General features: G+C 54.5%; 11 protein-coding genes. 6 read left to right on the top strand and 5 right to left on the bottom strand.

Going from position 1 to position 13636, the window contains the following annotated elements:
- Entirely contained in the window at positions 1-303 is a 303-nt protein-coding gene (locus LEP6406_RS0222000; protein ID WP_008313884.1) for a hypothetical protein, read from the bottom strand.
- A 110-nt stretch (positions 304-413) separates the two neighbouring features.
- On the opposite strand from LEP6406_RS0222000, the gene trpS reads away from it, so the two are divergent.
- Positions 414-1424, top strand: coding sequence for a tryptophan--tRNA ligase (gene trpS / locus LEP6406_RS0221995; protein ID WP_008313886.1), 1011 nt, complete (start codon positions 414-416; stop codon positions 1422-1424).
- 101 nt (positions 1425-1525) lie between these two features.
- Here the strand turns inward: trpS and LEP6406_RS0221990 are convergent, their stop codons facing one another.
- The 4 genes from LEP6406_RS0221990 to LEP6406_RS0221975 form a co-directional block, all read right to left on the bottom strand.
- On the bottom strand, positions 1526-2308 hold the full coding sequence (locus LEP6406_RS0221990) for a C40 family peptidase (RefSeq protein WP_008313888.1): 783 nt from the start codon (positions 2306-2308) through the stop codon (positions 1526-1528).
- Positions 2309-2784: 476 nt separating this feature from the next.
- On the bottom strand, positions 2785-4008 hold the full coding sequence (locus tag LEP6406_RS0221985) for a type II secretion system F family protein (RefSeq protein WP_008313889.1): 1224 nt from the start codon (positions 4006-4008) through the stop codon (positions 2785-2787).
- A gap of 124 nt (positions 4009-4132) precedes the next feature.
- Positions 4133-5257 carry a type IV pilus twitching motility protein PilT gene (locus tag LEP6406_RS0221980; RefSeq protein WP_008313891.1) on the bottom strand — a complete coding sequence of 375 codons (1125 nt, stop codon included), beginning with the start codon at positions 5255-5257 and terminating at the stop codon, positions 4133-4135.
- 130 nt (positions 5258-5387) lie between these two features.
- Positions 5388-7394, bottom strand: coding sequence for a GspE/PulE family protein (locus LEP6406_RS0221975; protein WP_027269342.1), 2007 nt, complete (start codon positions 7392-7394; stop codon positions 5388-5390).
- 407 nt (positions 7395-7801) lie between these two features.
- On the opposite strand from LEP6406_RS0221975, the gene grpE reads away from it, so the two are divergent.
- The 5 genes from grpE (at position 7802) to rsgA (ending at position 13567) form a co-directional block, all read left to right on the top strand.
- Complete coding sequence (gene grpE, locus LEP6406_RS0221965) at positions 7802-8554, top strand: nucleotide exchange factor GrpE (protein ID WP_008313435.1); 753 nt, start codon at positions 7802-7804, stop codon at positions 8552-8554.
- A gap of 187 nt (positions 8555-8741) precedes the next feature.
- Entirely contained in the window at positions 8742-10724 is a 1983-nt protein-coding gene (gene dnaK / locus LEP6406_RS0221960) for a molecular chaperone DnaK (protein WP_008313436.1), read from the top strand.
- A gap of 187 nt (positions 10725-10911) precedes the next feature.
- Positions 10912-12045: a molecular chaperone DnaJ gene (gene dnaJ / locus LEP6406_RS0221955; RefSeq protein ID WP_008313437.1), complete on the top strand. Its 1134-nt coding sequence runs from the start codon at positions 10912-10914 to the stop codon at positions 12043-12045.
- The gene (locus tag LEP6406_RS0221950; protein ID WP_008313439.1) at positions 12042-12323 is read left to right on the top strand and encodes a sulfurtransferase TusA family protein; all 282 of its coding nucleotides are present in this window, start codon (positions 12042-12044) and stop codon (positions 12321-12323) included. The genes dnaJ and LEP6406_RS0221950 overlap by 4 nt, the downstream gene beginning before the upstream one ends.
- An 11-nt stretch (positions 12324-12334) precedes the next feature.
- The gene (gene rsgA, locus LEP6406_RS0221945) at positions 12335-13567 is read left to right on the top strand and encodes a small ribosomal subunit biogenesis GTPase RsgA (protein WP_008313440.1); all 1233 of its coding nucleotides are present in this window, start codon (positions 12335-12337) and stop codon (positions 13565-13567) included.
- Positions 13568-13636: the final 69 nt, after the last annotated feature.

Below are 13636 nucleotides of genomic sequence, written 5' to 3'. Positions count from 1 at the left end.
CTATTGTTCCTGCATCAGACGCAGGTAGTTTTGACGAAGTTGGATGTGGCTCTCGGTGATGCGCTCAGAGAGATGCTTTTCCACCTGACACAACTCTTGCCAAAAGGCGGCGGAGCGTTGGGTAGCGACATATTCCCGCCACAACATTTGCAGCATTGTGGCAAACTCGGGGTTATCCGCCCGCGTTTCTTCGTAGAGTTGATGGAAGGCTTCATGCGCTTGGCCCTGGTTTTCAACAGACTGGGCCAGTTGCATGGCTGCCTTCAGGGCATCCATGGGGGATTGGGCAACAACAGTTTTCATGGGGCTATTTAACTCTCAACAACAGCAAAAAGAAGAATGAAACTCTAAATTCCTCAGGGGTTCTTATACAATTCTTCACAGAGTATACACACCGATACATTACTTAATCCATGGGTAAGCGACGAATTCTTTCTGGCATTCAACCGACCGGGGCTCTTCATCTGGGAAACTACCTCGGGGCAATTCGCAACTGGGTTCGGCTTCAGGAAGAGTACGACAGCTTTCTGTTTATGGCGGACCTCCACGCTATCACTGTTCCTCATGACCCCACCCGTTTAGCGGAGGACACCCAAAATGTGGCGGCGACCTACATCGCCTGTGGCATCGATCCCGACAAGGCCACTATCTTTGTCCAGTCCCACCTGTCGGCCCATAGTGAGTTGGCCTGGTTGTTCAACTGCATTACGCCGCTGAACTGGCTAGAACGCATGATCCAGTTCAAGGAAAAGGCGGTGAAGCAGGGGGAGAATGTCTCCATCGGTCTGTTCGCCTATCCAGTACTCCAGGCGGCGGATATCCTCCTCTACGAGCCGGACTTGGTACCGGTGGGGGAGGACCAAAAGCAGCATATTGAGCTGACGCGGGATATTGCTACCCGCCTGAATTTTCAATACGGTTCGGAAGATGCTCCGGTGCTGAAGGTGCCGGAACCGTTGATCCAGGCGGCGGGGGCACGGGTAATGAGTCTGACGGACGGCACCAAGAAAATGTCGAAGTCCGATCCTTCGGAGCTGAGTCGTATTGATCTACTAGACTCGCCGGAGTTGATTCAGAAGAAGATTAAGCGCTGCAAGACTGATCCGGTGCGGGGGCTAGCCTTTGGGGATCCAGATCGGCCCGAGTGTAACAACCTGCTGACGCTGTACATGCTGTTGTCGGGACAGACCCAGGAGGCTGTGGCTACGACCTGCGCCGACATGGGCTGGGGCCAGTTCAAACCTCTACTGACGGAGACGATGGTGGAGGCGCTGCGGCCCATTCGAGACACCTTTGGTGAGCTGACGGCGGATCGCACCTATCTGGAGTCGGTGCTCAAGCAGGGTCGGGACAAGGCTGCCGCGATCGCAAATCCCACCCTGGCCAAGGTCAAAGCCGCTCTCGGCTACAGCCCCCTGCCCTAGTGCTCAGTCAATTAATGACTGACGGGTGACCGAAACCCTGGAGTTTAGTTGGGGTTGAATTTTGAGGGGCTTCGACCCGTCAAAATTGTCCTAGCGGAATACTAGTTCGGTCGACCCTGGGGCAGATAGGATCGGATGACCCGCCCAGCGCTCAACAGTTGGGCGTAGTAGCGCGCACTTACGGGATCCCGTAAGTCCTCAAGTGAGTCAATGCCGATGCCATTGCGGCCTTGATCTTTGCCAGAACTATGGATATAGCGCCCTGCCCCCAGGGCCAGGGCGACATGGGTGGTTTTCTCAGGGGTACCAAAGAAGATCAGATCGCCGGGTTGTAAATCTGCGATGGCCAGAGGCCGGTCAAAGACCATCGCAATAGGTTCCACGAAGGCTTGCTGCTGGTAGGCGTCCCGAGGCAGTTGGATGCCCACAGCGGCAAAGGCGGCTTGGACCAGGCCGGAACAGTCGTAATTGGGGGCCACGGTGCCCCCCCAGAGATATTCATTGGGCTGGGCCATGGCGGCTTCTGCGAAGGCAATCACCTGGGGCAGACGCTGGGCAATCGTGGCGGCGTCCACTGACGTCGGCTGGTAGGGACCTGGGGCAATTTCTAGCTTGGGCAGATCTGAGATCGCCAGCCAACCGGGATAGTCGTCTTCACAAAGGCAAACCGGAATGGCCCGCTGAGGCCGGTCTCGCCCCTGAGGGAGGAGACCACCCATAATCCTTGTGGTCTTTGACTCTTCTGCTAGCACTCGCAACTGTCGCCCCGCCGCCGCCTGGGTTACCAGACTGTCACAGTCAGGGGTCTTATACAGATTCACCGTCTCTAGGCACCGCAATTCTGAACCTTGAGAAGTCAGACAATCAGGCTGAATATCCACCATAGGAGAGGGTGAGGGTAAATCCAGGGAGCATCGCTTCGTCGGTTACGCTAACCGGGGAAGTCAAGATTTCAACACTTGATAAATTATTGCTGGAGAAGCTTCTGTTAGCTGGGATTGCCCGTGTCGCGGAAGTTTCAGAACCGTGGTTACAGGAGCGTGAATATTGCTCCCCAGCGGCTCAGTTCCTCTTCCCAAGCAACTGACCCAACCCAAAATGTTGGGTAATGCCCGGAAGAAACAGAGGTAAGCCTGTCATTCCGAGCAGCGGGAGGAATCTCGGTCTTGGCCACAGAGGGAAGTTTCTTGGAATCAGCTAGGGGAGCAGGACAAGCCCTATGCCCTCCGGGCAGGCTCCGCCCTAGCGTTAGCCTTAGCGTAGCCATGCCGGAGGCTATTGCCCGAAGGGCTATACGGCTCAGCTCAGAACAAGCAAGGGATTTCCCGTAAGGATGAGACCTTGTTGTTGTGTAGATCCCCTATTGGACAATCTCCATGATCTTGAACATAGGCAAGTACATCGAGATCAGAATCGACCCCACCATGGCCCCCAGAACAATGATCATTAGCGGCTCCATGATACTAGTGAGGGCTTTCACCGCCTGCTCCACCTCGTCTTCGTAGAAGTCCGCCACCTTCATCAGCATTTGGTCTAGCTCTCCAGTTTCTTCCCCAATACTAATCATCTGAATAGCCATCACCGGAAAAACTTGGTGCTTTTGGAGGGCAAGACAGATCATACCGCCCGTTTGAATCTCAGCTCGGGCATCATCAATGGCATCAGAAATAACCTGATTCCCAGCGGTATCCCGCACAATCTCCATTGCTGTCAAGATCGGTACCCCCGATCGCGATAGCGCCCCAAAAGTGCGGCAAAACCGAGCTGTCGCCGTTTTTTGTACCAGATCGCCAAAGAGTGGCATTTTCAGGAAAAACCGATCCATCGTCCGGCGACCAGAGGGGGTAGCGTAGTAGCGCCGATAGAGAAACCCTGCACCAAAGAATGCTGCCACCATAAACACCCAGTTCAGGGGTTGGCGCAGGAAAGCACTAATCAGCAGCATGATCTGAGTGAAGAGGGGCAGTTCCGCATCAAACTGCTCAAAAATCTCGGCAAAGGTAGGCAGCAAGAACACCGTCATCGCCACAAAGATGACGGTTGCCAAGATCGTCACCACCACCGGATAGGCCATGGCCGACTTGATCTGGTTCTGTAAGCGGTTCAAATCCTCCAGCAGCTTAGCCAGACGATTGAGAACCTCATCCAGAACCCCGCCGACTTCTCCCGCCTGCACTAGGCTGACATAGAGATTGTCGAAGCAGCCAGGATGCTTGCGCATAGAATCCGACAGACTGGTGCCCTGCTGCACATCGGAGTTGATCCCCTCCAGAGCCTTTTTGAGCTTAGGATTGGGACATTCCTCCGCCAGCACCCCCAACCCCCGAACTAGGGCGACGCCAGCATTGACCAGGGCCGCAAACTGACGAGAGAAAATAGCCTTATCCTTGACCGAGACCGAGGTCAGATAGTTGGTTTGGATCTCGGTGAAATCTATGTTAAATCCCCGCTCCTCCTTGAGGTCCTGAATATAGACCCCCCGCTCCTTTACCAGGTTTCGGGCCTCGCTGGGACTAGCGGCAGTGACTCGCTCCTTGCGAGAGCGTCCACTACTGTCTTTACCAATCGCTACGTAAGTAGGCATTGTCTTGCACTCACAGTCGATATTTCAGGATTTGGATACTGAGATCATGGGGATATCAAGATCATCAGTTATGAAGAAATGGGCACAAGAGCTGAGATCTCAGCTCTTGTGCCCATTTCTTAGTCTATCGTCGCACGCCTGCCGCCGCCGTTGGCTTGGCTCCTCCCGGTCCCGGTGTGCCTCCAATCAGGCGCTGTAACTCATCGGGACGAGAGGTTTTCGCCATGGCCGACTCAAAGGAAATTTTTCCTTCCCGATAGAGTTCACCCAACACCTTCTCCAGGGTTTGCATACTGAGCTTGCCCCCCGTTTGAATCGCGCCGTAAATCTGGGCAGTCTTTCCCTCTCGAATCAAGTTTGAGATAGCCGGAGTCACCACCATGATTTCCTGAGCCATGATGCGTCCAAATTCCCCTGGTTTGGGATTCATGCGGGGAACTAAAGTTTGGCTCAGCACCGCCACCAGAGAGTTAGACAACTGGACCCGGACCTGCTGCTGTTGTTCCGGTGGAAACACATCCACCATCCGGTCAACAGTCTGGGATGCAGAACTAGTGTGCAAAGTGCCAAAGACAAGGTGACCCGTTTCAGCCGCTGAGATCGCCAGGGAGATAGTTTCCAAATCCCGCATTTCCCCCACGAGAATCACATCGGGATCTTCCCGGAGGGCCGCCCGCAGCGCATTGGCAAAGCTCTTAGTATCTTCACCCACCTGCCGTTGGTGGATCAAGCTCTTGTCTGGAGAATAAATAAACTCGATGGGATCTTCCACCGTCAAAATGTGCTCAGGTCGAGTGATATTGATCTCGTTGATCATGGAAGCCAGGGTTGTGGACTTTCCAGATCCCGTCGGCCCCGTCACGAGAATGAGTCCCCGAGGCTTTTCCGCCAGTTCTCGAACGATAGGGGGTAGGCCCAAGGTATCCATCGTCGGAATCTTAGAACTCAGTGCTCGGAGACAGGCAGCATAGGTACCTCGGTCCTTATACACATTGACCCGGAAGCGCGCTAGTCCCTTCACCCCATAGGAGCAGTCCAACTCCCAGGTTTGCTCTAGATGTTTGCGCTGGGTATTGTTCAACATACTGAAAATCAGCCGCTGACAGGCTTCAGGGCTCATCGGTTCGTGCTCAGTGGGGGTGAGTTTGCCACTGATACGGATGTAGGGAGGGAGACCCGCAGAGAGGTGTAAATCGGACCCACCCCGCTCCACCACCTCTTCCATCAAGTCTTCGATCATCAATTCCATGGCGTTACCTCACCTACAACATCAAGCAACAATAAACTTTAAGAATCCCCACGCTGTCCATGGGATTTTCAGTTCCGGAGAACATTTTTCCCACTGTCTTCGCCCTCTACAACAAGGGCCTTCTCGAACCCTAACCTTGGAACCGTGGGGTTAGACAATAGGGACAGTCCAACCATTCTGGTTGAAGCTGGGCCTGACAGTTATCACAGGTCAGAGAACTCTTGCGGCGAGCCTTGAGTTCCGCCTCCAGTCCCGTATCTGTAAAGGTCACCCGCATGACCTCATCCAGGGTGGTGTGGCCTTGGCGCACAAGGTCGAGGCTATAGGACAGAAGGGTTTGCATCCCATCCTGCACCGCTCCTTCCTTGACTCGATCGGTGGGGGCTCCCTCCGAGATCAGGGTCTGGATGTTGTCGGTCATGCGCATGACCTCATACACCCCCACCCGGCCTTTATAGCCATTGCCTTGACAGGTTTGACAAAGAGTACCAGCGGAACGGGTCGCTTCAATTTGATCCACCGGCACAGTGTTGGCCCGGTAGATAGTCATATCGGCATCCCCAGAGGCGGTAAGGCCAAAGCGGGCCAATTCTTCAGGGGTGGGGTGATAAGCTACGCGACAGTCACTACAGACCCTCCGGACAAGGCGCTGGGCCAGCACGCCAATCAGGGAACTAGAAACCTGAAAGGGCTCCATCCCCATTTCCTCAAGACGTGAGATCGCACCAGCCGCGTCATTGGTATGGAGCGTTGTCAGGACGAGGTGTCCCGTCAGAGCAGCTTCAATAGCAGTTTTGGCCGTTTCTGGATCTCGGGTCTCTCCGACCAGAATCACATCGGGATCCTGCCGCAAAAAGGCCCGCAGAATTGAGGCGAAATCCATGCCCTTTTCCCGGATGACCTGTACCTGGGTGATCCCCGGCAGGGCGTATTCAATGGGGTCTTCTGCCGTGCTGATATTGATCCCCGGATCGTTACGCTCCGATAGCAGGGAATACAGGGTTGTCGTTTTACCTGAACCTGTTGGTCCCGTCACGAGAATCAGACCATAGGGCCGAGAGGCCATGTCTTGGACAATTTTGAGGGTTTCTTCATCAGTAATCAGCTTGTCCAATCCTAGTTGAGTAACGGAGTTGTCCAAAATCCGTAGAACAACCTTTTCCCCGTATCGACTTGGTAGGGTGCTGACTCGGAAATCCACCTTACGGCCTTGGAAGACTCGACGGATGCGCCCATCCTGGGGGAGTCGGCGCTCGGCAATATCCAGTTCAGAAATGATTTTGAAGCGGGCGGTTACAGCGGGAATGATTTTCTTGGGCAACTTAGGGAACGCCTCTCGCAGAACCCCATCTCGGCGAAATCGAATTCGCAGAAACTCTTCCTGGGGCTCCACGTGAATGTCGGAGGATCCCTCCTGAAGTGCTTTGACCAGAATCTTGTTCACTAAGGCAATGACCGGAGCGGCTCCTGCGTCCTGGAGGGCTGCACTCAGGTCAGATTCCTCCTCCATCGCCTCTTCAAGGGCGGCACCATCAAGGTCAAGGTCTTCTAGGTCAGTTTCAACATTGACCGCAGCGTCCATATCCCGCTGCTTTTCCTTGGCGACCTGCTCATCAAGATAGCTGGAGATTAACCGCTGATAGTCTTCAACGGTGATCACCATACGTCTCAGCTTGAGCCCCTGTTGCCGGAGAATGCGATTGAGATCGTCCTGGGCCTCTAGGTTCTCAGGATCCACCATGGCCACCAGTAGGGAGGGGGGATCGCCATCATCCCGAGAGAGGGGAACCAGGCGATGTCGGCGGCAGGTGTCTACGGGAATCAGAGAATCAATGAGTTGGGCAATCTGATTATTGGCAATGGTATCGAGTTCCGGATCTAGGGACTCGACGCCGTAAAGGATTTTTAGCTCAAAAAGCTGTTGCTTTTTGTACTGGCGCAGTAGCTCTGGAGAAAGTTGCTGACCCGTGACAGACTCTAAAACATCTGTCAGAGCCCGCCCTGATCGCCGACTCTCGGCGAGGGCCTGTTGCATCTGTTCGCCATCGACATATCCCGCCTGGATGAGTTTGTTGCCGAAGGGCGAAAAACTGCGCTGTAGGACGAGGGCGCGACGCTGGGAAGAAGAGTTCGTCATAGCCAATGCAGGAACGTACTAAAGAAAAATATGCCCAACCTGAGCCAAATCCCGACAGTCACCGGAAAGGATTGGCCCAACTAAACTGCTGATTAATGGGGAGAACCCCTAAACCGCATTGGCACTTGAGGGAGTAAATGCCGATTGTCTGTGCCCCGATGATAGCCCTAACCCCTGAAAAATGGCACTCATCCTTGGGGATGTTGGGACTAGACTTCTGGGGAAATCTGGTACTTACGAGGATTGGCACGTAATATAGAGACGATTGAACTGGAGCGACTAGACGCTAGCCTAGGTCTTCTCCTCTTAGGGGAGCAGAATGGTGACAGCCAAGGATCGCTCCTGAATCCCCAGTCTGCTATGGGATTTGAGCAGTGCATCGTTAGATTTCTTAGGTTGCAGGCACAATGATTGACGAGACCCACTCCACCGAGCCTTCCCCAATGCCGACCCATGAAGCTCCGGAAGAGTTGGAAGAACTCCAAACTGAGGATGCAGCGGCGGATCTGGACCTAGAGGCGGCCTTTGGTGAGGCCGCAGAAGAAGTTGTAGAGACCGAGGTTGTAGACACCACAGAGGCGGGTTCCCCAGATTTAAGTTCGACCTCGGAGGAAGCGTTGCCTCCTGGACCAGAGGTGGCGGCTCTAGAGGAAAAATTGGTCGCCCTCCAAGGCCAATTGGAGGAGCGCAGTGGCCAATACATGCGCATTGCTGCCGATTTTGAGAACTATCGACGGCGGACGGCTCGTGAGCGGGAAGAGCTGGAGGTACAGTTCAAGTGCAATACCATCAGTGAATTGCTGCCGGTAATCGATAATTTTGAGCGGGCGCGATCGCAGATTAAGCCTCAAACCGAAGCCGAGATGACCATCCACAAGAGCTACCAAGGGGTCTACAAGCAGCTTGTAGACTGTCTAAAGCGTCTAGGAGTGGCAGCAATGCGGGCAGAAGGCCAGGAATTTGACCCCAACTACCATGAAGCAGTGATGCGGGAGGCTACAGATCAGCACCCTGAAGGCACTGTTATGGAGGAATTGGTCCGTGGGTATCTTCTAGGAGAGAAGGTTCTGCGCCATGCCATGGTAAAAGTCGCTGCACCACCAGATCCAATGACCGACGCTCCGGAGGCGACTTCAGACCCAGCGTCCTCTGGATCCTAGAAAAGCGCTAACCCGCTAGACGTTAAATCTGGCCTAGGCAGAAAATTTTACGCTTAGACTGCGATCCTAAGCTATGGTTGCACAAGTCCATCCACCTCGTAGGAGGGGATGAAATTTGAGAGATCTAAGCTAACGTTTAGGGGCGAGAGCGCCTCTTATCCAAGCTAGCCGTTCACAGCCGCGAGTCATGGGAAAAGTAATCGGTATCGATCTCGGAACGACCAATAGCTGTGTTGCCGTCTTAGAGGGGGGACAACCCGCCGTCATTGCCAACACTGAGGGGGGACGAACCACCCCCAGTATTGTGGGGTTTGGCAAAAACGGGGAGCGGCTGGTCGGACAGTTGGCAAAGCGTCAAGCCGTCACTAATGCTGAAAACACGGTTTTCAGCATTAAGCGGTTTATTGGACGGCGGTGGGAGGATACCAGCGAAGAGCGCAGCCGCGTTCCCTACGTCTGCGTATCGGGGCGAGACAACACCGTAGATGTCCAAATTCGGGGTAAGAACTACACTCCCCAAGAAGTTTCTGCCATGATTTTGCAGAAACTTAAGCAGGATGCTGAAGCGTATCTGGGGGAAGAGGTCACCCAAGCGGTGATTACTGTACCCGCCTACTTCACTGACGCCCAGCGACAAGCCACCAAAGATTCCGGCACGATTGCGGGCCTAGAGGTGCTCCGTATCATCAACGAGCCCACGGCGGCAGCCCTGTCCTACGGCCTAGACAAGCAGGACCAAGAGCAAACCGTGTTGGTTTTTGACTTGGGGGGTGGCACCTTCGACGTGTCGGTCCTCCAATTGGGGGATGGCGTCTTTGAAGTCAAGGCAACTGCCGGCAACAACCACTTGGGAGGGGATGATTTCGATAATGTCATTGCCCAGTGGATGATTGATCAGTTCCGGGAGCAGGAAAATATTGATCTATCCGCCGATCGGATGGCCCTGCAACGGATTCGAGAGGCTGCCGAGAAAGCCAAGATTGAGCTTTCCAGCATGTCCAATACCTCGGTCAACCTGCCCTTTATCACAGCCGATGAAACAGGGCCAAAGCATCTGGAAATGGGGCTCACCCGTTCCCAGTTTGACCAACTAGCCAAAGATCTGGTGCAGGGCACCCTTGAGCCCGTCAAGCAGGCGATTAAGGATTCTGGCCTGTCTCCCGATGACATCGATCGCATCCTGTTGGTGGGAGGCTCTACCCGGATTCCAGCGGTACAAAAAGCTATTACCGACTTTTTTGGCGGCAAGGCTCCCGATCGCTCCGTCAACCCTGACGAAGCGGTAGCCCTTGGGGCATCCATTCAAGCCGGTGTCTTAGGGGGAGAGGTTAAGGATCTGCTCCTGTTGGATGTCACGCCCCTTTCCCTAGGAATTGAGACTCTCGGGGAAGTGTTTACAAAGGTTATTGAGCGCAATACGACAATTCCCACCAGTAAGGCCCAGATCTTTTCCACGGCGACGGATGGCCAAACCTCGGTGGAAGTGCATGTGCTCCAGGGAGAACGGGCCATGGCCAAGGACAATAAGAGCCTGGGTAAGTTTCAACTGGCAGGAATTCCCCCTGCACCTCGGGGTGTGCCCCAGATTGAGGTGTCCTTTGAAATCGATGCCGATGGTATTTTGCAGGTTTCTGCCCGCGATAAGGGAACAGGTCGGGAACAAAGCATCCGGATTACGAACACTGGTGGTCTCAGTGGCGACGAAGTGGAGCGCATGCGTCAAGAGGCGGAGATATTCGCCGATGAAGATGAACGACGGATGCAGGTGGCAGACCTCAAAAACCGTGCCGACAACCTGTTCTATAGCTATGAAGCCACGATGCGGGACAATGCTGACCTAATGGATGCCACGGTTAAGGCCACGGCGGCAGAGAAGGCGGCGGAGTTGCGGGCAGCATTGGGCGATCGCAATGTCACCCCTGAAGCCTTGCAGGAGGCTTTAGATGCGCTCCAGCAGGCCCTCTTTGCCATTGGAGCTACCCTGTACCGAACTTCGGCGGAGTCCGGTGGGGAAAATGACATTGACTTTGGGGTCGATGTCCCGACCACGATCATGGATGAAAACGGCGACCAAGACCCAATGGCAGATGGTGGCGGCAGTGATGATGATGATGACGGGGAGTTTGACTTGGATGCCACCATTACCGCTGATTATGAGGCCATTGACTAAACAGGGTCATTCTGGATGATCTCAGTCTTAGGAATTTTTCTGGAAGGTCTGAAGCTTAGTCCCATGGCTGATTTGAGTTAAGACTTGGGGGAAGGGAGGCGGCAATCCGTCCGATCAAGGGCGGTGTTCTCTCTCACGAAATAGGTTAATGTGTCGGAATGTTGATGCGTCTGTGAAGTAGCCGTCTATGGCCCGTGACTACTACGAAGTGCTAGGGGTGGCCCGCAGTGCTAGCCCGGATGAAATTAAGCGAGCCTATCGACGACAGGCCCGTAAATATCATCCAGACGTGAACAAGGATGAAGGTGCCGAAGAGGTTTTCAAGGAAATCAATCGGGCCTACGAGGTTTTGTCGGAACCAGAAATTCGCACCCGCTATGATCGCTTTGGTGAAGCTGGGGTTGGCGGTTCTGGTGCTGGAGGCTTCCAAGACTTCGGCGACATGGGTGGATTTGCCGATATTTTTGAAAGCTTTTTTGGTGGGTTTGGTGGTGCCGCTGCTGGTGGTGCTGGTCCCCGGCGGCGTGGTCCTAGCCGAGGGGACGATTTACGGCTTGATCTGAAGCTGGATTTCCAAGAAGCTGTCTTTGGTGGTGAAAAGGAAATCAAAATCAGCCACTTGGAAACCTGTGCTACCTGTAACGGTTCTGGGGCTAAGCCAGGGACACGTCCCAAGACCTGTGGTACCTGCGGGGGCTCGGGTCAGGTGCGCCGCACCACCCGTACACCCTTTGGCAGTTTTGCCCAGGTCTCGGCCTGTCCGACCTGCGGGGGCTCGGGAGAAGTGGTGGAGGAGCGCTGCGAAACCTGTGGCGGTAGCGGTCATCGCCAAGAGAACAAGAAGCTCAAGATTACGGTTCCAGCGGGGGTAGATAATGGTACGCGCCTGCGCGTTTCCAATGAGGGAGATGCGGGTCAGCGAGGCGGTCCAGCCGGGGATTTGTATGTCTATCTCTTTGTGGCGGAGGATGCCGAGTTCCGACGGGATGGTATCAATATTCTGTCGGATCTGAAAATCACCTATCTTCAGGCCATTTTGGGAGCCAAGATTGAGGTTAAGACGGTGGATGGGCCGGTGGAGATGGAAATTCCACCAGGGACTCAACCCGATACGGTGCTAACGCTGGAAAGCCGAGGGGTGCCTAAGTTGGGCAATCCTGTCAGTCGGGGAGATCATCTGATTACGGTGAAGGTGCAGATTCCCACGCGCCTGAAAACCGAGGAGCGAGATTTGATTGAAAAGTTAGCGGAAATGCGGGGCGATCGCGTCAGCAAGGGAGGGGGCATTGAAGGGTTCCTGGGGGGGCTATTTCGCGGATGAATTATCCTTCTGCTAGTTCTGCAGATACCTCGGACCCTGCACAGGCTAGCCCTGATGCCCAGCTTGATTTACGGGGCACTCCTTGCCCGATCAATTTTGTGCGCACCAAGTTACAGCTTGATCGGATGGTGGCAGGAAGTCTCTTGGAAGTATGGCTTGATGGGGGGGAACCGGTGGAGCAGGTACCGGATAGCCTCACTATGGAGGGGTACACTATTGAGCAACTGAGTGATTGTGGTGAGTTTTTTGCCCTTCAGATCCGCAAACCCAAATCCTAGGGATCGTGTCCATGGTGAATCCGGGACTCTGGGGTACGGTGTTAGCGGTACAGGCCAATTTTTACCAAGTTCGTCTAGGAACTCTGCAAGTTAATCCTGCACTTATCAGTTGTCAAGGATTGGGAGAAGTTGTTTGTCCTAAGCGCCCTCGCAAGGAGAAAATCCGATCGGTTGGTCAGTTATCGACAGATCAGGCCCTGACCCTAGCGTTAACCCCTGAACATCTGTTTCCTTCTACAACTCTGCTCTGTACCCGGCGGGCGCGGCTGAAGAAAATTGGCCAGCAGGTGATGGTGGGGGATTGGGTCCGTATTGAGGAACCAGATTGGGAAGGGGGACGCGGCGCGATCGCAGCGGTTGCTCCTCGCCAAAGCCAACTGGATCGTCCACCTGTGGCCAATGCTAACCAAATTTTGCTGGTTTTTTCCCTAGCGGAACCGGATTTGGATCCCCATCAGCTCAGTCGTTTTCTAGTGCAGGCGGAGACCACGGGTATTGAGATTGCCTTGGTGCTGAATAAACGGGATTTGGTCACTGCCTCGGTGGCGGAGTCTTGGGGTGAGCGTCTCCAGCGGTGGGGCTACTCTGCGGTGGTCACTAGTGTCCAAACCCAGGATCCCTGGCTTCCCTTGGGAGACATGCTGCGCGATCGCGTCACTATCATTTCTGGTCCCTCGGGGGTCGGCAAGTCGAGTCTGATCAATGGCCTGATCCCTGCTGCTCATCTCCGTACAGGCACTGTTTCTGGAAAATTGGGACGGGGTCGCCATACCACCCGTCATGTGGAGCTATTCGAGTTGCCCACGGGGGGGCTACTGGCGGATACGCCTGGTTTTAACCAGCCTGATATCCACTGTGCCCCAGAGGAACTAGGCTATTATTTCCCGGAAGTTTGCGATCGCATTGCGATCGCCCCGTGTCAGTTTGCCGACTGCTTGCACCAGGGAGAACCGGGCTGCACCGTGGGGGAGGACTGGGAGCGCTATGACGATTACCTGGCCCTGTTAGAGGACTGTCTGGCCCAATCCCAGCAGCGCCACGACACCTCTGATAGGGATACCACCCTGAAAACCAAGGTAGGAGAGGCGGGGCAGGTTTACCACGAGCCCCGTCTCCAAGCCAAAAAGTACCGCCGCCTCTCCCGCCGCAGTCGTCACCAATCGCTCCAAGAGCTACGCTACGAACTCACTGACACGATGGAAAATCTAGAAGCTAAGGAGGATGAAGGTTGGGATAATTTTTGATTTGGGATGGATTTGGGATAAAACGTTCGCGTGTAGCGATCCTGCGTGTATCGCTAAAATTCCTAGGAT

Origin of the sequence: Leptolyngbya sp. PCC 6406 (genome assembly GCF_000332095.2) — a bacterium.
Taxonomy (GTDB): Bacteria; Cyanobacteriota; Cyanobacteriia; order Phormidesmidales; family Phormidesmidaceae; genus PCC-6406.
Note: the sequence above shows the minus strand (reverse complement) of the source record. Positions and strands in the feature narration are given on the sequence as shown.

Coding starts and splice junctions, on each gene's coding strand:
- LEP6406_RS0221975 (WP_027269342.1), bottom strand. CDS start 7,394: ATGACGAACTCTTCTTCCCAGCGTCGCGCCCTCGTCCTACAGCGCAGT.
- dnaJ (WP_008313437.1), top strand. CDS start 10,912: ATGGCCCGTGACTACTACGAAGTGCTAGGGGTGGCCCGCAGTGCTAGC.
- trpS (WP_008313886.1), top strand. CDS start 414: ATGGGTAAGCGACGAATTCTTTCTGGCATTCAACCGACCGGGGCTCTT.
- dnaK (WP_008313436.1), top strand. CDS start 8,742: ATGGGAAAAGTAATCGGTATCGATCTCGGAACGACCAATAGCTGTGTT.
- rsgA (WP_008313440.1), top strand. CDS start 12,335: ATGGTGAATCCGGGACTCTGGGGTACGGTGTTAGCGGTACAGGCCAAT.
- LEP6406_RS0221985 (WP_008313889.1), bottom strand. CDS start 4,008: ATGCCTACTTACGTAGCGATTGGTAAAGACAGTAGTGGACGCTCTCGC.
- grpE (WP_008313435.1), top strand. CDS start 7,802: ATGATTGACGAGACCCACTCCACCGAGCCTTCCCCAATGCCGACCCAT.
- LEP6406_RS0221950 (WP_008313439.1), top strand. CDS start 12,042: ATGAATTATCCTTCTGCTAGTTCTGCAGATACCTCGGACCCTGCACAG.
- LEP6406_RS0221990 (WP_008313888.1), bottom strand. CDS start 2,308: ATGGTGGATATTCAGCCTGATTGTCTGACTTCTCAAGGTTCAGAATTG.
- LEP6406_RS0221980 (WP_008313891.1), bottom strand. CDS start 5,257: ATGGAATTGATGATCGAAGACTTGATGGAAGAGGTGGTGGAGCGGGGT.
- LEP6406_RS0222000 (WP_008313884.1), bottom strand. CDS start 303: ATGAAAACTGTTGTTGCCCAATCCCCCATGGATGCCCTGAAGGCAGCC.